This is a genomic window from Micromonospora parathelypteridis (assembly GCF_014201145.1).
Classification (GTDB): Bacteria; Actinomycetota; Actinomycetes; order Mycobacteriales; family Micromonosporaceae; genus Micromonospora; species Micromonospora parathelypteridis.
In genome coordinates this window covers 4,869,905-4,889,786 of the sequence record NZ_JACHDP010000001.1, presented here as the reverse complement: position 1 = coordinate 4,889,786, position 19,882 = coordinate 4,869,905, and the positions used below count along the sequence as shown (strand labels likewise).

The following is a 19,882-nucleotide window of genomic DNA, read 5'->3' as shown; positions in this document are numbered from 1 at the left end:
TGCGGCTGGCCGACAGGCTGGCGTCCGGCAAACCGACCGTGAGTGCACCGGCCCGGCAAAAGCGACGGACCCGCGCCTGTACGATGGCGCGTCGTGGCCGTGCCGGTGGTAGACCCTTCGCTGAATCCCGTGACCGACGTCGACCCGGCCGAGGTCGAGCCGACACGGCGGCCTCGACGCCGCCCGGCCCGAGCCGACCTGTTGGCCCTCGGAGCCTATGTGCTGCTGGGCATCTTCGTCTGCCTCAACTACTGGGGTGACGTGAGCGGCCGCGTCTCCTCGCACCTGCCCACCGACCACAGTTGGTTCGAGTGGCTGTTCGCGCACGGCGCGTACTCGGTGCGGCATCTGGAGAACCCGCTCTTCACGGCCCGGCAGAACGCCCCGGACGGGGTGAACATGATCGCCAACACCTCGCTGCTCGGGGTGACCCTGCCGCTGGCCCCGCTGACCATGCTGCTCGGCCCGCAGGTGATGTACGCGCTCTACCTGGGTGGGGCGCTGGCGGCCACCGCCGGCACCGGGTACTGGATGCTCTCCCGCCACCTGGTGCGCTCCCGGGCGGCGGCCTTCGTCGGCGGCGCGTTCCTCGGCTTCGCGCCGGGGATCATCCACCACGCCAACGGGCAGCCCAACTTCGTGTCCAACTTCCTGCTACCGCTGATCGTGGTGCGGGTGCTGCGCCTCGGTGAGCCGGGCCGGTGGCGGCGCAACGGGCTGGTGCTCGGGGCGCTGGTGACGTACCAGATCTTCATCAACGAGGAGATGCTGCTGCTCACCGCGCTGGCCTGCCTGGTCGTCGTGCTGGCGTACGCCGTGCAGCGGCCGCGGGCCACCCGGGCCGCCGCCGGCACGTTCCTGGCCGGGCTCGGCGTCGCCGGTGGGCTGACCCTGGTGCTCGCGGCGTACCCGATCTGGTACCAGTTCAACGGCCCGCAGTCCTACCGAGGGCTGCAGGGTGGCGTCTTCCACAACTGGGGCGAGGACCTGGTCGCCTTCGTCACCTTCGCGCGGGACACCTGGGCCGGCGACCCGGCCGTGGAGAAGACGATCGGGCTGACCGAGCAGAACACCTGGTTCGGCTGGCCGCTGGTGCTGCTCTCGCTGGTGGCTCTGGTGCTGCTCGTGCGCCGGTCGCTGGCCACGCGGATCGTCGCGGTGCTGATCGTGGTGTTCAGCGTCGCCGCGATCGGGCCGTGGGTGCGCTTCGACGGCGTGGAGACCGGTGTGCGCGGCCCGTGGTCGTACGTGCCGGACGACCTTCCGCTGGTCGAGATGATGATGCCGACCCGACTGACGCTGGTGGTCGCCGCCGCGGTGGGCGTACTGCTCGCGTTGACCTGGGACGCCGCGCACCGCCAGGGGCGCCCGGTGGCCGACCAGCCGCGGGTGCCGGCCCAGCGCGCCGGTGAGCCGGCGACCTCCGACGATCTGGCCGCGCCCGCGCCGGTCGCGGCGCGGCGCCGGTGGCTGCGCCCGGTGGGGTACGCGGCGGTCGCCCTCGCCGTGCTGCCGCTCTTTCCCCGGCCGCTGCCCGCCCAGCAGATCGACCCGCCGCCGCACTTCATCACGGCCGGCGGCTGGCGGCCCTACGTGCCGGCGGGCCGGACCCTGGTGCCGGTGCCGATCCCGAGCAACGTGCACGGCCTGCCGACACTGCGTTGGAGTGCGCTCACCGGTCAGGAGTTCCCCGTCCCGGGCGGCTACTTCATCGGCCCCAACGAGCTGGGCGAGGGCGTCTTCGGCGCGCCGAACCGGCCCACCAGCAGCCTCATCTACTTCACGATGGACCGCGGCGCGGTCCCGGTGCTCACCGACGAGAACCGCCGTCAAGCCATCGAGGACCTGCGGTTCTGGCGGGCATCGGTGGTGGTGCTCGGGGCACACCCGCGCGAGGCGGTGCTGCGCGAACTGGTCACTGGTCTGCTCGGGTCGCCGCAGCGGGTCGACGACGTCTGGGTCTGGGACGTCCGCGCACTGGTGGGTTAACTAACCGACGCGGTCCCGGACGTCCCACACCCACCCACCGTCGACCGGTCGACCCGGGCCGAGCAGGTCGTCGACGGTCCGGCGGACCGGGTCGCCGTGCTCCAGCCAGCCGAGCACCACCACGGCGGCGCGCCAGTGCCGCAGGTCCGCGACGGCCTGGCTGCGGTCGGCGTCGGTGAGCACCGGCACCACGCCGGAGTCGGCCACCCGGCGTAGCAGCACCGACGTGGGCCGGTCCGGCGCGCCCCAGCGGGCCGCCGGGTCGTCCGGGCCACTGGGGCCGATGAAGTAACCGCCGGGCGCGGGGAACGCCAGACCGGTACGGGCGGACCAGAGCATCACCGCGCTGCGCCCGGCACCGGTGACCGGGGGCAGCGCGACCACCGTCCGGCCGGGTGGCACCAGGGGACGCCAGCCACCGTCGGCGACGAACGCCGGTACCGGCGCGACCGGCACCACGCGGATCGGCGTCGGAACCAGTGGCAGCAACGCGGCGGCGACCGCGCCGGCCCACAGCAACCGCACCGGCAGACCCGGCGCCGTGGCCGGCCCGCGCGCGGTACGGACCCGGTCCAGGGACAGCGCCACCAGCACACCCAGCACCGGTACGCAGACCAGCGCGAACCGGGCCGGCACCGCGAGGTCGAGCAGCGGCAGCCCGGCGACCAGCCGGTACGGCCCGGGGATGCCGGTGGCTGTGCCGTCCACCCGCAGCTCGGTGCCGAGCGAGAGCAGGGCGAAGACCACGCCACAACCGGCCAGCGCCCGGACCAGTGGTCGTCGCCACTGCCAGATCACGATCACCACGGCGAGCCCCAACAGTCCCGGGCCGAAGAACGAGTTCTCCTCGGTCGGGTTGGGCGAGAGCAATCCCGGCAACCAGTCGTCACCGAGCACGGTCTGCCGGGCCGACGCGGTGAACGACGCGGCGTCCAACTGGAAGCCGCTCGTGGCGAACGCCATGCCCGAATAGTGCTGCGGGCCGTAGAACTGAAACCACAGCGGGTACGCCAGCGGCACCGCCGCCACCCCGGCCGCCACCGCGAGCCGCCCGAAGAGGGCCGGCGCGAGCCGTCGGGCGGCCGCACGGTCGGCGATCGCGTAGCCCAGCGCGAACACCCCGGCCGCGAGCGCGAGGAAGACCAGCACCTCCTCGCCGATGAAGACCTGCCAGACGAGCAGCAGCCCGAGGCCGACGCCGGGCCGCCACACGCCGTCGGCCCGCCCCGGGCCGTCAGGCCGGCGCACGCCGTCAGGCCGGCCCAGACCGTCAGGCCGGTGTGCCGGATTCGAGGCGGGCCGGAACACCAGGGCGAGGATCGCCGGCACCAGGAACTGTGCGGCGATGTGCAGGTGGGCACCCGCCTGGGCGATCATGCCTGGGGCGAAGCCGCAGATCAGCCCACCGACCGCGGCTGCGGACCGGGTGGTGACCAGTCGGCGGCGCAGCAGCGCGTACCAGGCGGCAGCGGTGCCGGCGAGGCAGCAGACGACCGCCACACAGAACGCCACCTGCGAGCCGAAGAGCAGGGTGACCGGGGCCAGCGGGATACCCAGGCCGAGCACCGAGGTGTTCGCCATCAGGTTGACCCCGTCGGGCGCGTTCAACCCAGCACCGTAGAGCGGGTTCTCCCCCTCGACCAGGGCGTGGGCCGCGTGGGCCAGCATCCACTCGAAGAGGACCTGGTCACCCGCCTGGTGGAACAGCCGCCACGGGTGACCCCACTGCGCGCTGGTCAGCACCGCGGCCAGGCCCAGGTAGCCGGCCACCACCAGCACGTCGGAAAGCCAGGCCGGCCGGGCCGCTCGGGCCTCCGCCGGGGGCGAGGTGACCGGTGACGTCGTGCCGGTGGTCATCAGACCGAGCGGTCGGTCAGCGCCCGGACGTCCCAGACCCAGACATCCAGCTCCTGGCGGCCCGGGCCGACCAACTCCTCGACGGTACGTCGCAGCGGCTCCGCGTTCTGCTGCCGCACCGGCAGCACCAGGATCGCCGCCCGCCAGTGCCGAAACTCGTCGGTGAACCGGCGACGCTGCCGGTCGTCGAGCTTCGGCGTACGGCCGGTGGTCGCCACCTCCTCCAGCATCTGGCCCACCCCGCTCGGTCGGCCACCGAACCGGCCGGCGTCACCGGTGTTGCCGTTTCGGGGTGCGAGGAAGTAACCGCCGGGGATCTTGAAGTCGAGGTTGGTGGCCGCCGCCCAGCGCATGCCGTGCGTGTTGCCCATGCTGGGCACCGGGATCGGCACCAGCGTCTGGTCCGGCCCGACGTACGCCCGCCAACGGTCGGCGGTGATGAAGTCCGGCACCGGCGGCCGGCCGACCATCCGCAGCGGCATCGGGGCGATCGGCAACAGCGCGAACGCCAGGCCTGCGGCGGTGAGCACCCGTACGGTGCGCCGATCGGCGGGACGCAACGCCCAGGCCCGTTCGACGGCGAGCGCGAGCAGCAGACCGATCACGACGCTGGTGATCAGACCGAACCGGGTCGGCACCACCGCGTCCAGCAGCGGCAGGTGGACCAGCCACTGCCACGGTCCGCTGACCAGCTCCCGGTCCCACCAGGAGACCCGCTCGCCGAGCGACAGCACGGCGAAGAGCAGGCCCGTCACCGCGAGCGCCCGGACGATCAACTCCCGGCGCAGCCAGACCACGATGCCGATGGCGAGCAGCGACAGGCTCCAACCGAAGAAGGCGTTCTCCTCGGAGTAGTTCGGCGCCAGGTTGATGTTGGCTCGCTGGTTGCCGCCGAGGGTGGGCGAGCCGGGGGCGAAGAAGGCGGCGATGTCGTTGCCGTAGTCCTTCACCGCGTCGCTGAGCCCGTGGTAGGCCATCGGCCCGGCGAACTGCACATACAGGGGGTACGCCAGCAGCGCCCCAGCCAGCAGTCCGCAGGTCACCACACCGGCGCCCAGGGGCCGCCACGCGGTCCGCCAGCGGGCCGGCTCCTGCACGAGCACCGCCAGCAGGAAGACGCCGCACGCCAGCGCCGTGAAGAGCAGGATCTCCTCGTTGATGAACGCCTGCACGGTGACCAGCAGGGCGAGCAGCGCCCCGTCCCGGACCGGCCGGCGCGAACGGGTGAGCACCAGCACCCGCCAGACGATGAACGGCAGCAGGAACTGGCTGATGATGTTCGGGTGCCAACTGGCGTGCGAGAGCATCGCGGGCGAGAACCCGCAGAACCAACCGCCGGCCGCGGCCGCGAGCGGCGTACGCACCAGATGGCGGGAGAGCATCAGGTACCAGGCCATGGCGGTGCCGGCGAGGCCGAGCGTCACCAGCAGCACGAAGGACACCGCCGGCCCGAACAGCAGCGTCACCGGGACCATCGGGATGCCCAGCGCCAGCACGGCCGTGTTGGCCATCAGGTTGACGCCGTCGGGGTAGTTGAACTGCTCGGTGTAGAACGGGTACTCGCCGTGCAGCACCACGCGTACCGAGTGGGCGAGGAAGAACTGCACCTGCGCCGGGTCGCCGGTGTAGAGCGAGGCCACCCGACCGGACGGGTCCAGCCAGATCCGGCTGGTCACCCAGAGCGCGGCGAGCAGAAACAACCCGCCGACCGCCAGGTGCTGCCGCCGCCGGGTCCACCGACGCCACCACGCCCGCGTCGGTACGGCCGGCGTGCCGTCAGCCGGGCCGGCAGGCTCGACCGGCGCATCGGTGGAAGCCGGCGCGCCCTCGACCGGCGCGGCGGGCTCGACCGGCGCCTCGGTGGGGGCCGCCGTGGCAGGCTCAGCCGGCGCCTCGGTGGGGGCTGCCGTGGCCGCCTCGGTGGGGGCGGTGAGCGTGGCGTCGGTGGCACCGTCGGCCTCGACCGGCGCGGTGGAGGTACCGGTCAGCGCGGCGGGGCCGGCGAGCAGACCGACCGGAGTGCGATAGCTCACCATCTCGTCGGAGCCGGCTGCCGCCTCCGGGTGCGGCGCGGGCAGGGCGCGGGACTCGGCAGGCGTCACAGTCGGCGGAGTCTACCGGAGCATCGAAAACACACTAAAACCCCGGTGATGTCCACTGTGGTCGGCTGGAGGACGGCCACCTCGGGCCCCGCATCGGACATCTCGTACTATGGCGCTTTCCGACAGCGACGGCGAGGCGATCGGGGGCGGGCCAGGTGACTCCAGGCCGTCGGTACGGCAGGGCGCTTCCCGTCCTGCTGAGCGCGCTGCTGGTCGCCACGGCGTGCGGCCCGGTAGCCGACCGGAAGCCACAGGACCTGCGGGTCGGGTACGACAGCCTGGATGGCACGTTGGCCGTGTGGCCGCCGCGGGGCGATCTCTCGGGGGATGCCTCGGCGACGTCGGCGGTCACCGACGCGGTCCGTGACTGGCGGTCGCCGGCCGATGACCGTGTGCACCTCCCCTCGTCCGGCATCCTCTTCTCCGGTCGGGTCGACGGCGCCCCGGTGGCGATCGTGGCCGCCGACGTGCCCGGCGAGAGCGCCTCCTGGCTGCTGCAACTCACCCGCGACGGCGACCGGTACGCGGTGACCCGCGCGACCGAGTACACCGACCCGGGTTACCTCGTCTACTCCGACGTGCTGCCGGTGCAGACTCCCGGCGGCCGGCGCTACCTGGTCTCCGCCCGGGTGCAGACCCTGGTCGGGCCACAGGATCGGACGTTGACCGTCGCGGACGGCCTCAGCGCGCCGGTCGACGTGCCGTCCTGCACGGCTGTCGGTGTGACCGCGACCCTGCGCGCCACCGAGTCGCTGCCCCGGGGGAGGGCCGCCGACCGGCTGCTCGACCTGGGCACCGGCACCGTCGATCCGCGCTACCCACTGGTCCGCGACGAGTCCGGCACCGGGCGGCGGGCACTGACCGGCCTGGACACCTGCGTGCTGGCCGGCGACCGGGGCCCGTTCGGCAGCATTCCGCGCCGGATCGGCGATCGGGATGCGCCGCGCTCGGTGCCGACGTCCTGGCCGATGGCGAAGCTGACGGTTCGCTCGCTCGGCGAGGTCGCCCTCGGGGGTGGCGCGGCAGCCGAGTTGCAGCAGCTCAGCTGGGACACCGACGCCGGCGCGATGACCGCGGTGGTCTATCGACCGGCCGACGGTGGCGCGCCGGTCGTGTCGCCCGCCGATCGGGCCACCCCGTTGCAGGCGTACCAGTTGCCCATGCCCGGTCAGCCGCTGGTCGTGCTCAGCTGGCGGGCCACTCGGGACAGCTCGCTGTCCGTCCCACCGGGGACGCCCCTGCTGGTCGAGCGCCCCGGCCTGGCGGTCGTCCCCAGCCCGTCCCGCTCCCAGACCTACAGCCTCGCGAACTCCGACAAGACCCATTACCGCTCCGTAAAACCAAACTAACCCCACCCGCCCCTCCCCGCGATCTTGCACTTTCTGTCGTGGCAAATTGCCACAAACCACGCTGAACGACGACCGAAAGTGCAAGATCGGCGCAGCAGAGGGCGCGGGCGGGGCGCGGACATGACGACGGCGGGCGCCCCGGGAGGGGCGCCCGCCGTCGTTGTGCCGTGGGTCAGTTTTGCGCGGAGGCCTTGCTGGCGGGGGTCAGGCGGTCCGGGGTGGCGTCCAGGCCGGAGATCCAGCCGGTGACGTTGCGCGCCACGTCCTGAGCGGTCAGACCGAGGTCGGCGAGGATCTGCGCGCGGGTGCCGTGCGGGTGCCAGTCGGCGGGTACGCCAAGGTCCTTGAGCGGCACGCGGACGTCGGCGTCGCGCATCGCCTGGCCGAGCGCGTCGCCCACCCCGCCGACCCGGACGCCGTCCTCGACGCTGACCACGAGCCGGTGCCTTGCGGCCAGCTCGACCAGCTCCGCCGGGATCGGACGCACCCAGCGAGGGTCGACGACGGTGACCCCGTAGCCCTGCTCGGCGACCCGAGCGGCCACCTCCATGCCCAGCTGCCCGAAGGAGCCGACGGCAACGAGCAGCACGTCGGTACGGGCCGACTCGGCCAGCACGTCGACCGGGCCGACCCGGCGCAGCGCCGGCAGGTCCGCGGTGACCGCGCCGGTCGGGAAGCGCACCACGGTGGGGCCGTTGTCGACGGCCACCGCCTCGCGCAGCTCCTCCCGCAGCGTGGCGGCGTCGCGGGGAGCGGCGATCCGCAGGCCGGGCACCACCCCGAAGACCGACATGTCCCAGATGCCGTAGTGGCTGGGGCCGTCCGGGCCGGTGATGCCCGCCCGGTCCAGCACGAAGGTCACCGGCAGCTTGTGCATCGCCACGTCCAGCAGGACCTGGTCGAACGCGCGGTTGAGGAAGGTGGCGTAGACCGCGACCACCGGGTGCAGGCCGCCGAGCGCCAGCCCGGCCGCCGAGGTGGCCGCGTGCTGCTCGGCGATGCCCACGTCGTACACCCGCTCGGGGTACTTGCGGGCCAGCTTGGCGATGCCGGTCGGCTCGGCCATCGCGGCGGTGATGCCCACCACGTCCGGGCGCTCGTCGGCGACGGCCAGCAACTCGTCGGCGAAGACGTGCGTCCACTTCACCGACGGGGCGGCCAGCAGCGCGCCGGTCTCGACGTCGAAGGCGCTGCCCGGGCCGTGCAGGCAGTCGGCCTCGTCCTCCTCGGCGGGGCGGTAGCCGTAGCCCTTTCGGGTGACGGCGTGCACGATCACCGGGCCGCCGAAGTTCTTCGCCGCGCGCAGCGCCGCCTCGACCGCCGCCACGTCGTGCCCGTCCACCGGGCCCACGTACTTGATGCCGAGGTCCTCGAACATGGCCTGCGGGGCGACCGCGTCCTTGATGCCCTTCTTGACCGCGTGCAGCATCTCGTACATCGGTCGGCCGACCACCGGCGTCGAGCCGAGGGCGTCCTTGACCGTGTCGAGGACCTTCTCGTAGCCGGGGTTGAGCCGCAGCGAGGAGAGGTGGTCGGCCAGCCCGCCGATGGTCGGGGCGTACGAGCGACCGTTGTCGTTGACCACGATCACCAGCGGGTTGCCGGCGGTCGCGATGTTGTTCAGCGCCTCCCAGCACATGCCACCGGTGAGCGCGCCGTCGCCGACCACGGCCACGACGCTGCGCGCCTCACCACGCAGGGCGTACGCCTTGGCCAGGCCATCGGCGTAGGAGAGCGCGGTCGAGGCGTGCGAGTTCTCGATGAGGTCGTGCTCGCTCTCCGCCTGGCTGGGGTAGCCGGAGAGGCCACCGCGCTGGCGGAGCTTGTCGAAGCCGGCCTGACGGCCGGTAAGGATCTTGTGCACGTACGACTGGTGGCCGGTGTCGAACAGCATCCGGTCCCGGGGGGAGTCGAAGACGCGGTGCATGGCCAGCGTCAGCTCGACCACACCGAGGTTGGGTCCGACGTGCCCGCCGGTGCGGGAGACCTTGGTGATCAGGAAATCCCGGATCTCGGCGGCAAGGACGTCCAGTTCGTCGCCGGACATGCGCTTGACGTCCTGCGGACCACGCACCGTCCCGAGCAGCCGGCCGTGATTGGCCGTGTCCTCTTCAACACTCATGACCGCAGAGTCTATCGGCCGTGCGGTACTCCGCAGCCCGGCCCAAGCCCCCGGGCTGCGGAGCGGGGCCGGGTCCGGTGGCTGGGCACCCGATCCGGCATCCGCAGGCCGGCACCAGGGCGACCGCCAGCGCGCCTGGTCAGGCCCGGATCCGCAGCCGGCGCGGCGGGTCGGCCGCGACACCGGGGTACGCCGGTCGGACGGCGAGCCAGCCCCGGCGGTGGGTTTGCGCACACCACCACCGGCGTGAGACGAGAGCCCCTGCTAACGCCCGAGCGGGGGCAGCAGCAGCCCGACCTGCTCGACGTGCTGCGTCATCGGGAACAGGTCGAAGCCCCGCAGCGCCGCCAGCCGCCAACCGAGGTCGGTGAAGGTGCGGACGTCCCGGGCGAAGGCCGCCGGGTCGCAGGCCACGTACGCGACCGCCCGCGGGTTGGCGGCGACCAGCGCGCGGACCACCGGTGCGCCCGCGCCGGAGCGTGGCGGGTCGAGCACCACCACGTCGACCGGGCCGGTGATCCGTCGGCGGGCCAACGCGGTCTCCACGCGGGCCGACACCACCTCGACCGTGGGCAGGTCGGCAAGGTTCTCCCGAGCGGCGGCGACGCCCTGCGTCGCGGCCTCCACCAGGGTCACCCGGCCGGTCGCACCGACCCGGGCGGCCAACCCGGCGGCGAACAGCCCGGCGCCGCCGTAGAGGTCCCAGGCGATCTCGCCCGGCTGCGGGTCCAGCAGCTCCAGCACCGCCGTGGACAGGGTGTCCGCGGCGGCCGGGTGCACCTGCCAGAACGCGGACGCGGGCAGCGTCCAGTCCCGGCCGGCGGCCACCTCGCGGACCTCGGTCAGGCCGCTCACCGGGGTGGGCACCCCTTCGCGGACCTCCGTGACGGTCACGTCCCCACCGGTGCTGGCGACGGTCTCCACCGCCTCGGCGGCCGGCCAGCGCGCCCCGGAGGGGGTCAGCACCGGCAGTTGCTGGATGGCCGGGTGGGCGATCCGGCAGCGGTCGATCGGCACCACCTCGTGCGAGCGGTGCTTGAGCAGGCCGGCCCGGTCGGCGGCGTCCACGGCGTAGCGGACCCGGGAGCGCCAGCCCAGCAGCCCGCCGGGCAGCGCCTCGACCCGGACGCCGAGCCGGTCCAGCTCGACGTCGGTCAGCCCGGCGAGGCGGACGAGCTGTTCGCGCACCACGGCGGTCTTCCAGGCCAGTTGCGCTTCCGGGGCGACGTGCTGCAGGTCGCAGCCACCACAGGCGCCCGGCTTCGCGTACGGGCAGGGCGGCTCGACCCGGTCCGGTGAGGGTTCCAGCACGGTCACCGCGTCGGCCCGGACGAACCCCCGGTGCACCTCGGTGACCTCGGCGACGACCCGTTCACCGGGCAGCGCGTGCCGGACGAAGACCACCTGCCCGTCGACCCGTGCCACGCAGTGCCCGCCGGGGGCGACCGCGTCGACGGTCAGCTCGACGCGTTCCGCCTCGGCCAGGCCGCGCTCGGGCACCGAGGGCGGCGAGGAGGGCACGGAGGTCGCGGCCGGCCGCACGCCCGGCTCAGTCACGGCCGGTCCCGACCGGGCCGCCGTCGATCGGGCGGCTCTCGGGGGCCGGCACGGAGACCACCGGCTGGTCGGTCGGCGACAGGCCGCCTCGCGGCCCGCGTGCCGGGGTCCGGGACAGCGTGGCGTCCAGCCGGTCCAGGTTCTTGCTCGCTGTCGACGCGAGCTGCCACGGCACGCTGACCACCATCACCCCCGGTTCGAAGAGCAACCGGCCCTTGAGGCGCAGGGCGCTCTGGTTGTGCAGCAGGTTCTCCCACCAGCGGCCGACGACGTACTCCGGAATGAAGACGGTGACCACGTCCCGGGGTGACTTACGGCGGGTGGAGGCGACGAAGTCCAGGATCGGCCGGGTGATCTCCCGGTACGGCGAGTCGATGACGGTGAGCGGGATGGCCATCTCCCGCCGTTCCCAGTCGGCCTGCAGGTCCCGGGTGTCCTTGTCGTCCACGTTGACGGTCACGGCGGTCAGCGTGTCCGGCCGGGTGGCCCGGGCGTAGGCGATGGCCCGCAACGTCGGCTGGTGCACCTTGCTGACCAGCACGATCGCGTGGTTGCGGGCGGGCAGCACGGCCCGACCCTCGTCCGGCGGGGTCAGCTCGACCGCGATCCGGTCGTAGTGCCGGCGGATGGCCAGCATCAGCACGTAGATCACCGCCATCGCGGCGATCGCGATCCAGGCGCCGAGCAGGAACTTGGTGACCAGGACGATCACCAGCACCGTGCCGGTGAGCCCCATGCCGAACGTGTTGATGGCCCGGGAGCGGTGCATCCGGCGACGCGCCTCCAGGTCCCGCTCGGTGCGCAGGAGCCGGTTCCAGTGCCGGATCATGCCGGCCTGGGAGACGGTGAACGAGACGAAGACCCCGACGATGTAGAGCTGGATGAGTCGGGTCACCTCGGCCTGGAAGCCGACGATCAGCACGATCGCGAACAGGGCCAGGAAGGTGATGCCGTTGGAGAAGGCCAGCCGGTCGCCGCGGGTGTGGAACTGGCGGGGCAGGTAGCGGTCCTGGGCGAGGATCGAGCCGAGCACCGGGAAACCGTTGAACGCGGTGTTCGCGGCCAGGAAGAGGATGAGCGCGGTCATCCCGGCCACCACGTAGAGCAGGAACGAGCCGGACCCGAAGACCGTCTCGCCGAGCTGGGTGGTGACCGTCTTCTGCACGTAGCCGTCCGGGCCGGAGACGATCTGCAGGGCCGGGTCCTCGACGAACTGCAGGTGGGTCAGCCGGGCCAGCCAGATGATCCCGACGAGCAGGCTCACCGCGATCGCACCCAGCAGCAGCAGCGTGGTGGCGGCGTTACGGCTCTTCGGGGCCTTGAACGCCGGCACACCGTTGGAGATCGCCTCGACGCCGGTGAGCGCGGCGGCGCCCGAGCTGAACGTCCGCAGCAGCAGGAAGATCAACGCGAAGCCGGTCACGCTGTGCTCGGCCTGGATGACCAGGTCGGCGCTGGGCGCACGGAGGTCGTCGCCCAGGACGAAGACCCGGAAGAGCCCGGTGAGCAGCATCCCGCCCATCACGATGACGAAGCCGTAGGTGGGAATGGCGAACGCGGTGCCGGACTCCCGCAGGCCGCGCAGGTTGACCGCGGTCAGCAGAACCACCGCGATCACCGCGATCAGGACCTTGTGGGTGGCCACGAACGGCACCACCGAGCCGAGGTTGGCCACCCCGGAGGAGACCGACACCGCCACCGTGAGCACGTAGTCGACCAACAGCGCGCTGGCCACCCCGACCCCGAACTTCGGACCCAGGTTGACCGTGGCCACCTCGTAGTCGCCACCACCGGAGGGGTAGGCATGCACGTTCTGCCGGTAGCTCGCCACCACGGTGAGCATCACCACGACCACGGCCAGTGCGATCCACGGGGAGAACACGTAAGCCGAGGCGCCGGCGATGGAGAGGGTCAGCAGGATCTCGTCGGGCGCATACGCGACGCTGGACAGCGCGTCGGAGGCGAACACGGGCAGCGCGATGCGCTTCGGGAGGAGGGTGTGCTGCAGACGGTCGGACCGGAACGGTCGACCGAGGAGCAGTCGCTTCAGCAGCGAGGTGGGACTGGCCACGAACGCCAAGAGTACGACCACCACGGCGCGAGCGCGGGGGTGGGCGATCGTGGCTGCCCGGCACGACGGGGTACGGTCGGTCCCCGCCTCGCACCCGGACGTGGCAGGCTCGCACTCGTTAGTCACCGCAGCGGGAGTGGTACGCACCTTGGGAGGGACAGCGTGCACGTCGTGATCATGGGATGTGGCCGGGTCGGGTCGACCCTCGCCCACAGCCTGGAATCCCGGGGGCACTCGGTGGCGGTGATCGATCAGGACGCCGACGCCTTCCGCCGACTCGGCCCCGACTTCGCCGGGATCACGGTGACCGGGGCCGGCTTCGACGGCGATGTGCTGCGCCAGGCCGGCATCGAGCGCGCGGACGCCTTCGCGGCGGTCTCCAGCGGCGACAACTCCAACATCATCTCGGCCCGGCTGGCTCGCGAGACGTTCGGCGTGTCCCGGGTCGCTGCCCGCATCTACGACCAGCGCCGGGCGCAGGTCTACGAGCGGCTGGGCATCCCCACCGTGGCGACCGTGCGCTGGACGGCCGACCGGATGCTGCGGCATCTGGTGCCGGAGGGCAACGTGGAGATCTTCCGCGATCCCACGAGCACCGTGTCGATCGTCGAGGTGCCGCTGCACAAGGATTGGATCGGCCGGCCGCTACGAACGCTGGAGGAGGCCGCCGGAGCACGGGTGGCTTATCTGATCCGCTTCGGCATCGGCACGCTCCCCACCGGCTCTACCGTCCTGCAGGAGGGTGACCAGGTGTTCATGCTGGTCAGCGATGACATCGTGGCGACGGTCACGTCGGTGGCGGCAACGCCGCCGGAAGGGGGGCACTGAGCCATGCGGGTCGCCATCGCGGGCGCGGGCAACGTGGGCCGCTCGATCGCCCAGGAGCTGATCGACAACGGCCACCAGGTGATGTTGATCGAGCGCCAACCCAAGATGCTGCGCCCCGACCGGGTGCCGGCCGCCGAGTGGGTGCTCGCTGACGCGTGTGAGCTGACCAGCTTGGAGGAGGCCAACGTCGCCGGGTGCGACGTGGTGGTCGCGGCGACCGGCGACGACAAGACCAACCTGGTGCTGTCGCTGCTGGCCAAGACCGAGTTCGCGGTCCCCCGTGTGGTCGCCCGGGTCAACCGGGCCGAGAACGAGTGGCTGTTCACCGAGCAGTGGGGCGTGGACGTCGCGGTGAGCAAGCCGCGGGTGATGGCCGCACTGGTCGAGGAGGCGGTCACCGTCGGCGACCTGGTCCGGCTGATGACCTTCCGCCAGGGCGAGGCGAACCTGGTCGAGATCACCCTGCCGCCGACCGCACCCTACGTCGGTCAGCCGATCCACGCCGTGCCACTGCCCCGTGACGCCGCACTGGTGGCGATCCTGCGCGGCAAGCGGGTCCTGGTGCCCAGCCCGGACGACCCGATCGAGGCCGGCGACGAGCTGGTCTTCGTCTGCACCGCCGAGGTGGAGGACGAGGTCCGTGCGGTGATCCTCGGACCGGACAGCGTCGAGCGGACCCGCGGCTCACGCTGAGCCGGCGGCGCGAGCGGGGCGGCCCGGGTTTGCCGGGCCCCGCTCAGGCGCCGGGCAGCGGGGCCGGCTGTGGCTCCCGGGTGACCCGGCGCACCGTCCAGACCGTGATCAGCAGCAGCAGCGCGTACGGCGGGAAGCCCAGCACCAGCCGGGCGACGCCCAACGCGGTGTCCTGATGGGCCAGGTAGAGCCCGGCCTGCACGCCCACCTTCGCCAACCAGACCACGCCCCAGAGCACGGTCAGCTGGGTGAAGGTCCGCACCAACTTCGGGTCGTTCCGCCATTCCGAGCGGCCCTTGGCGACCAGCACCGACCAGATCCAGCCCACCAGTGGCTGCCGGATGGCCGCCGAGATCAACAGGGCGACGCCGTACCCGATGCCGTAGAGGATGCCGGGGAGGTAGAAATCGCGCTCCTCGCCGCTGCGCCAGGCCATGGCCGCGCCGATAGCGACGCCGAACAGCCCGTTGACGGCGTGCCGGATCGGCCGGCGCTGGGCCAGCCGCAGCCCGGCGATCAGCAGCGCGACGGCGACCGAGGCGATCACCGCCGGCCGCAGCTCACCGATGATGTTGGCGACGACGAAGACCACGACCGGGATGCTGGACTCGACCAGCCCTCGCCAGCCGCCGAGCTGGTCGGCCATCTGCTCGGCGATCGTCGGCAGCCGCTCCTCGTCCTGAGGGCCGGTCTCCGGCTGTGCCGCCCGGTGCTGTCCCGTCGTCATCGCCGGCCTTCCGTCCGCAGCGCCGTCACTTCGGCGAGTCCAGCTCGTAGTAGGGGTTGTAGATGACCTTGCGGTCGTCGCGCACCGCCACCCGGCCACGGGCGGTCAGGTGCCGGCCCGGCTCGATCCCGGCGATGTGCCGTCGACCCAACCAGACCAGGGTGACCACGTCGGTGCCGTCGTACAGGTCGGCCTCGAGGGTGGGCAGGTTGGTGCGCGGTGTGTAGACCACCGTGCGCAGCCGACCAGCCACCGAGACCAACTGGCCCCGGGAGCACTGCTGGGCCGGGATCCCGCCGCACTGGGCGCTCTCCCGACGCAGCTCCTGCGCGTCGATCTCAGCCTCGCTGGCGGTGAACCGCTGCAGGATGCGCCGCAGCGACACCCGGCTCTCGTCGGTCGTCATGACCTCCGCGTCACCCTCTCCACGCTCGCCGATCCCGGCGACGCCGGAACCGTGCCGCCAGCGTACGCCGACGGGGCTGGTTCCGGCGGGCCGGTGCGCGCGGGTCAGACCTGGCGCGGCTCGGCGGCCGCGTCGCCCGCCTCGGCGTCGGCCTGGTCGGCGATCTCCCGGGGCAGCCGCAGCGGCAGCGGCTCGCGGACCGGCTTCGCCTCCTGGCCACGGTCGACCACCAGGCCGTCCAGGCACTCGACGAGCGGCCCGGCCACGGCCGGATCGGTGGCCACCGGGCCCTGGAACACGCCGCGGACCATCCAGCGCGGCCCGTCGATGCCGACGAACCGCAGGTTCGTCGGACCGTCCGGGGTACGCACCTGGGCGTGCAGCTCCGGGCCGTACTCGCCGTCGACCTCCTGCGCGCTCGCACCGTCGCGGAGCAGCGACTGGCGGATCTCCTCGCGCACCTCGTCCCAGATCCCCTCGGACCGGGGAGCGGCGAAGACACCCAGCTGGAGCGCGTTGTCCCCGTGCACCAGCACCACCTGCTGGATCACACCCTGCGGGTCGGCCTGCACCCGCACCTCGACGTCGGCGATCGCCGGGATGTGCAGGCTGCCCAGATCGAGTCGCTGCACGTCGTCGTAGCTCTCGGAGATGTCGTACGGGCCGCGCACCAGCGACGGCGCCTCAGCACCCTGGTCCGGGACCTCGGTGGCCCGCTCGTCACCGGTCTGCCGTTCGGCATCGGCCCGCTTTCGGGAGAAGATCACTGCGCCCGCCCTCCGCTGTTCACGCTCACCCTGCCATCTCTTCGGTCTGCCCGCGGCCCGGCTCGTCTGGCCGCTGCTGGACCCGGTCCTGGCCCGCCGGCGACGGCACCAGCCCGGCGTGCCCACCGGTGGACCCGTGCCCACCGGTCCCGCGCCGGGACGCGGGCAGCTCGGCCACCGGCTCGAACCGCGCCCGTGCGACCTGCTGGATCACGAGCTGCGCGATCCGGTCGCCGCGGGAGATCTTCGCCGGCACATCCCGATCATGGTTGATCAGGTTGACCAGGATCTCACCCCGGTAGCCGGCGTCGACCGTACCGGGCGCGTTGAGCACCGTCACGCCGAGCCTGGCCGCCAGACCGGATCGGGGATGGACCAGGCCCACGTACCCCTCCGGCAACGCGATGGCCACCCCGGTGGGCACCAGGGCACGGCCGCCGGGCGGCAGCTCCACGTCCGCGGCCGCCACCAGGTCGGCCCCGGCATCGCCGGGATGGGCGTACGTGGGCAGCGGCAGCTCGGAGTCGAGCAGTTGTACGCGCACGGGTACGACGTCGGTCACAGGTCCCCTCTTCCGTCCGATTCGCGGGGTGACCCTGCCATCCTGCCGGTTCGCCGAGCCGCCGTGCGCCGTACCCTCGCAGGAGTGAGCATGTCGCCCTCCCCGTCCACCGATCAGCCGCCGGTCGCCGCCCGCACGGCGTACGCCGAACGGCTGGATCTGCCCTGGTGGCTGTGGCTGGCCGGGCTGGTGGCCGCCGCGCTGTTGGCCGTCGAGATCTGGATGGGCGCCTCCGGCGTCCGCGCCTGGCTGCCGTTCGCCGTGCTGCTGCCGCTCACCGCGGCCGGGATGTGGTGGCTGGGCCGGATCCGGGTCGGGGTCGCCGATGCCGAGCTGCGGGTGGACGACGCCCGCCTACCGGTGCGCTTCGTGGCCGACGTGGTGCCGCTGGACGCGGCCGGACGCCGGGAGGTGCTCGGGGTTGGCGCGGACCCGCTCGCCTTCGTGGTGCAGCGACCCTGGATCGGCGGCGCCGTGCAGGTGGTGCTCGACGATCCGGCCGACCCGACGCCGTTCTGGGTGGTGAGCACGCGGCACCCGGTCGAGTTGGCCGAGGCGGTGCTGGCCGCACGGGACGCCAACCGCCCACGCGTCGACCGGCCGGCCGGCGAGCTGGCCTGACCGACCACCCCGTACGCCGTCCGTCAGGTGCCGGTCGGCGGGCCCGGCAGGGCCGACGGCGGCGCGGGCCGGGCGATGCCCCGCCGGCGTAGGTCCACCTGAAGGTGGTCGGCCATCTGCTGGGTAGCCCGCCGGTTGAGGAAGCTGGCCACCGCCGCACCGGTCAGGAACGGCCCGAGCGTGGTGAGGTTGCGACCGAAACGCCGCAGCAGGGTGTCCCGCAGTTCCTTGCGGGCGGCGGTGCCGAGCACCGCGCCCACTCCCACGCCGGGCACCATCGGGTTGACGCCGCGCTGGGTGGCCCAGGAGTGCACCAGGGCGACCGCCCGTTGGCTGCCGCCGCTCGGCAACGCCACACCGTGGACCTCGTGCAGCTCACCGACCAACTTCAGCTCCACCGCCACCACGGCCACCGTTTCGGCGGCGAGCAGCACCGGGGCGGAGAGCAGGGTCGGGGCGACCGCCCACTCGACGGCGGCGACTCCCCCACCGGCCGCGCCGATCGCGGCGGTGGTCCGGGACGCGTTGCGGATGAGCCTGTCGGCCAGGGCGACGTCGTCCAGGCCGGGGAAGTGCTGGCGCAGAGTGTCCAGATCCCGCACCGGTATGTGCGGGGCGACCTCGGCGACGGTGTCGACCATCCACCGCACGGCGGCACGCGGCTTGAACAGGTCGGAGATGCCCCGGACACGGGCCTGACCGACCATCCGGGTCAGCAGTTGACGGCGTCGGGCCGGCTCGATGTCGTCCGCGGTCAACGCCGCGACGGTGGCGCCGAGCTCGCCCGCGCCAGTGGCGCCGAGGTCGTCCGCGCCGCCGTCGGTGGTGTCGCCTCGATCGCTCATCGGACCTCCCGGTGCGTGTGGCTACTACCCGCTACGAGTCAAGCAGGTACCCACCACGGCCGCATGCCTACACCGGCAGCGGCGGCCCCGTTCAGGAGGCCGCCGCTGTTGTCGTACTTGTCAGACGCACTCGCGACAGATCAACTCGCCGTTTCGCTCGACTGCCAGCTGGCTACGGTGGTGGACCAGGAAGCAGCGGGCGCACCGGAACTCGTCCTGCTGCATCGGAAGCACCTTGACCGTGAGCTCCTCGTCGGCCAGATCGGCACCGGGCAGCTCAAAGCTCTCGGCCACCTCGGCCTCGTCGACGTCCACCGCGCCCGACTGTGAGTCGACGCGCCGGGCCTTGAGCTCTTCCAGGCTGTCCTCGCCGAGGTCGACCTCGTCGCGACGCGGGGCGTCGTAGTCGGTGGCCATCGGTTTTCACTCTCCCATATCGATGTTGTCGCTTCCGGTTGTAACGCCGGACGACGCTGTTTCGGTTCCGCTGGCCGGCCACCACTTGTGTCGGGCACCCGACCCGAGGACCGAACGGGTCGAGCTCGCTGGGGCGACTCCCCTGCGAGCGCGGAACCTTACCCCCCCTTGGGCGAGGCATGTATACCGCCCTTGCGGCTGAGATGTACGCCCCCGCACGCGAAGTTGTTCCCAATGTGATTCAGGCGACACGAAGATAGGGGTAGTAGTACCTGGTTCGCGGTCGGCGCGCCGGCATGTCGGGCTGTTTCCACGCGACGGCCGGACAACCGTTAACCTCAGCGGCGTATTCGACGGCCGGCGGCCAGTCCGATGGTTGCCGGCTGCCGCCACCCACCTGAGGTCCCGGGAGTGCCCAGATGAGTTTTGCGCGAGTGCGAGCACTCGTCGTCGTCGGCCTGCTGGGGGTGCTGGCGCTGGCATTCGTGGTCACCGCCATCGTCCGGGACAGCCAGGGAAAGGCAGGCACAGCCGCGGGTTGCCCGGACGGCTGGCCGCTCGCCGACCTGGTTCTGCACGAACCCAAGGACGTCAAGATCAATGTTCTGAACGCGACCGACGAGCCTGGCCGGGCCGGCACCGTCGCGGACGACTTCCGCAACCGCAAGTTCCAGGTCAAGAAGGTCGGCAACGACCCCAAAAAGATCGACAGCGTGGCAGTGCTGCGGTACGGCCCCAAGGGAGTCGGCTCCGCGCACCTGCTGCAGGCGTACTTCCTCAACAACGCCGTGCCGGGCTACGACGAGAAGCGCACCGACGACACCGTGGACGTGGTGCTGGGCAACAACTTCCAGCAGCTCGCCACCACCACCGAGGTCAACCAGTCCCTCGGTGACTCAGGCCCGCCGACGGCCCCCAAGGGCTCCTGCCCGTCCCCCGCCGCCAAGTGACCGCCTGACCAGCCGGTCC

Annotated in this window: 17 protein-coding genes; 6 read left to right on the top strand and 11 right to left on the bottom strand. The window is 72.4% G+C overall.

From position 1 onward, the window contains the following. Nucleotides 1–105 precede the first annotated feature (105 nt). On the top strand, nt 106–1,989 hold the full coding sequence (locus tag HNR20_RS22020; RefSeq protein WP_373291106.1) for a DUF6311 domain-containing protein: 1,884 nt from the start codon (nt 106–108) through the stop codon (nt 1,987–1,989). Here HNR20_RS22020 and HNR20_RS22015 read toward each other — a convergent pair whose 3' ends face one another. Then, nucleotides 1,990–3,846, bottom strand: a complete 1,857-nt coding sequence (locus HNR20_RS22015) for a DUF6311 domain-containing protein (RefSeq protein WP_229687383.1) — start codon at nt 3,844–3,846, stop codon at nt 1,990–1,992. Beyond that, the gene (locus HNR20_RS22010; protein ID WP_229687384.1) at nt 3,846–5,948 is read right to left on the bottom strand and encodes a DUF6311 domain-containing protein; all 2,103 of its coding nucleotides are present in this window, start codon (nt 5,946–5,948) and stop codon (nt 3,846–3,848) included. The genes HNR20_RS22015 and HNR20_RS22010 overlap by 1 nt, the downstream gene beginning before the upstream one ends. Nucleotides 5,949–6,103: 155 nt before the next feature. Here HNR20_RS22010 and HNR20_RS22005 point away from each other — a divergent pair, with 155 nt between their 5' ends. Then, on the top strand, nt 6,104–7,297 hold the full coding sequence (locus tag HNR20_RS22005; protein ID WP_184182905.1) for a hypothetical protein: 1,194 nt from the start codon (nt 6,104–6,106) through the stop codon (nt 7,295–7,297). A gap of 172 nt (nt 7,298–7,469) precedes the next feature. Here the strand turns inward: HNR20_RS22005 and dxs are convergent, their stop codons facing one another. The 3 genes from dxs to HNR20_RS21990 form a co-directional block, all read right to left on the bottom strand. Continuing rightward, nucleotides 7,470–9,419: a 1-deoxy-D-xylulose-5-phosphate synthase gene (gene dxs, locus HNR20_RS22000; RefSeq protein WP_184182902.1), complete on the bottom strand. Its 1,950-nt coding sequence runs from the start codon at nt 9,417–9,419 to the stop codon at nt 7,470–7,472. A 264-nt stretch (nt 9,420–9,683) separates the two neighbouring features. Then, the gene (locus HNR20_RS21995) at nt 9,684–10,919 is read right to left on the bottom strand and encodes a class I SAM-dependent RNA methyltransferase (RefSeq protein WP_184188781.1); all 1,236 of its coding nucleotides are present in this window, start codon (nt 10,917–10,919) and stop codon (nt 9,684–9,686) included. Nucleotides 10,920–10,968: 49 nt separating this feature from the next. Continuing rightward, nucleotides 10,969–13,047, bottom strand: a complete 2,079-nt coding sequence (locus HNR20_RS21990) for an APC family permease (RefSeq protein ID WP_184182900.1) — start codon at nt 13,045–13,047, stop codon at nt 10,969–10,971. A 162-nt stretch (nt 13,048–13,209) separates the two neighbouring features. Here HNR20_RS21990 and HNR20_RS21985 point away from each other — a divergent pair, with 162 nt between their 5' ends. Next, nucleotides 13,210–13,875: a potassium channel family protein gene (locus tag HNR20_RS21985; RefSeq protein WP_184182897.1), complete on the top strand. Its 666-nt coding sequence runs from the start codon at nt 13,210–13,212 to the stop codon at nt 13,873–13,875. Nucleotides 13,876–13,878: 3 nt separating this feature from the next. Continuing rightward, nucleotides 13,879–14,568: a potassium channel family protein gene (locus HNR20_RS21980; protein ID WP_184182894.1), complete on the top strand. Its 690-nt coding sequence runs from the start codon at nt 13,879–13,881 to the stop codon at nt 14,566–14,568. Between the two features lie 43 nt (nt 14,569–14,611). Here HNR20_RS21980 and HNR20_RS21975 read toward each other — a convergent pair whose 3' ends face one another. From HNR20_RS21975 to dut, 4 genes are all read right to left on the bottom strand, one after another. Then, the gene (locus HNR20_RS21975; RefSeq protein ID WP_184182891.1) at nt 14,612–15,295 is read right to left on the bottom strand and encodes a DUF3159 domain-containing protein; all 684 of its coding nucleotides are present in this window, start codon (nt 15,293–15,295) and stop codon (nt 14,612–14,614) included. Nucleotides 15,296–15,320: 25 nt separating this feature from the next. Beyond that, nucleotides 15,321–15,701: an OB-fold nucleic acid binding domain-containing protein gene (locus HNR20_RS21970; protein ID WP_184182888.1), complete on the bottom strand. Its 381-nt coding sequence runs from the start codon at nt 15,699–15,701 to the stop codon at nt 15,321–15,323. A gap of 104 nt (nt 15,702–15,805) precedes the next feature. After that, complete coding sequence (locus HNR20_RS21965; protein ID WP_184182885.1) at nt 15,806–16,468, bottom strand: DUF3710 domain-containing protein; 663 nt, start codon at nt 16,466–16,468, stop codon at nt 15,806–15,808. 25 nt (nt 16,469–16,493) lie between these two features. Next, entirely contained in the window at nt 16,494–17,030 is a 537-nt protein-coding gene (gene dut, locus HNR20_RS21960; protein WP_184182883.1) for a dUTP diphosphatase, read from the bottom strand. 90 nt (nt 17,031–17,120) lie between these two features. On the opposite strand from dut, the gene HNR20_RS21955 reads away from it, so the two are divergent. Beyond that, nucleotides 17,121–17,651, top strand: coding sequence for a DUF3093 domain-containing protein (locus HNR20_RS21955; RefSeq protein WP_184182880.1), 531 nt, complete (start codon nt 17,121–17,123; stop codon nt 17,649–17,651). 23 nt (nt 17,652–17,674) lie between these two features. Here the strand turns inward: HNR20_RS21955 and HNR20_RS21950 are convergent, their stop codons facing one another. Both HNR20_RS21950 and HNR20_RS21945 read right to left on the bottom strand, forming a co-directional pair. Beyond that, nucleotides 17,675–18,496, bottom strand: coding sequence for a hypothetical protein (locus tag HNR20_RS21950; RefSeq protein ID WP_184182877.1), 822 nt, complete (start codon nt 18,494–18,496; stop codon nt 17,675–17,677). Nucleotides 18,497–18,616: 120 nt separating this feature from the next. Beyond that, nucleotides 18,617–18,913, bottom strand: coding sequence for a DUF4193 domain-containing protein (locus HNR20_RS21945; protein WP_007075406.1), 297 nt, complete (start codon nt 18,911–18,913; stop codon nt 18,617–18,619). A gap of 434 nt (nt 18,914–19,347) precedes the next feature. On the opposite strand from HNR20_RS21945, the gene HNR20_RS21940 reads away from it, so the two are divergent. Further along, the gene (locus HNR20_RS21940; protein ID WP_184188779.1) at nt 19,348–19,863 is read left to right on the top strand and encodes a LytR C-terminal domain-containing protein; all 516 of its coding nucleotides are present in this window, start codon (nt 19,348–19,350) and stop codon (nt 19,861–19,863) included. Nucleotides 19,864–19,882: the final 19 nt, after the last annotated feature.

What these genes read in the sequence shown, in the direction of transcription:
- HNR20_RS21945 (WP_007075406.1), bottom strand. Translation starts at nt 18,913, where the DNA reads ATGGCCACCGACTACGACGCCCCGCGTCGCGACGAGGTCGACCTCGGC.
- HNR20_RS21980 (WP_184182894.1), top strand. Translation starts at nt 13,879, where the DNA reads ATGCGGGTCGCCATCGCGGGCGCGGGCAACGTGGGCCGCTCGATCGCC.
- dxs (WP_184182902.1), bottom strand. Translation starts at nt 9,419, where the DNA reads ATGAGTGTTGAAGAGGACACGGCCAATCACGGCCGGCTGCTCGGGACG.
- HNR20_RS21955 (WP_184182880.1), top strand. Translation starts at nt 17,121, where the DNA reads ATGTCGCCCTCCCCGTCCACCGATCAGCCGCCGGTCGCCGCCCGCACG.
- HNR20_RS22015 (WP_229687383.1), bottom strand. Translation starts at nt 3,846, where the DNA reads ATGACCACCGGCACGACGTCACCGGTCACCTCGCCCCCGGCGGAGGCC.
- HNR20_RS21970 (WP_184182888.1), bottom strand. Translation starts at nt 15,701, where the DNA reads ATGACGACCGACGAGAGCCGGGTGTCGCTGCGGCGCATCCTGCAGCGG.
- HNR20_RS21950 (WP_184182877.1), bottom strand. Translation starts at nt 18,496, where the DNA reads ATGAGCGATCGAGGCGACACCACCGACGGCGGCGCGGACGACCTCGGC.
- HNR20_RS21975 (WP_184182891.1), bottom strand. Translation starts at nt 15,295, where the DNA reads ATGACGACGGGACAGCACCGGGCGGCACAGCCGGAGACCGGCCCTCAG.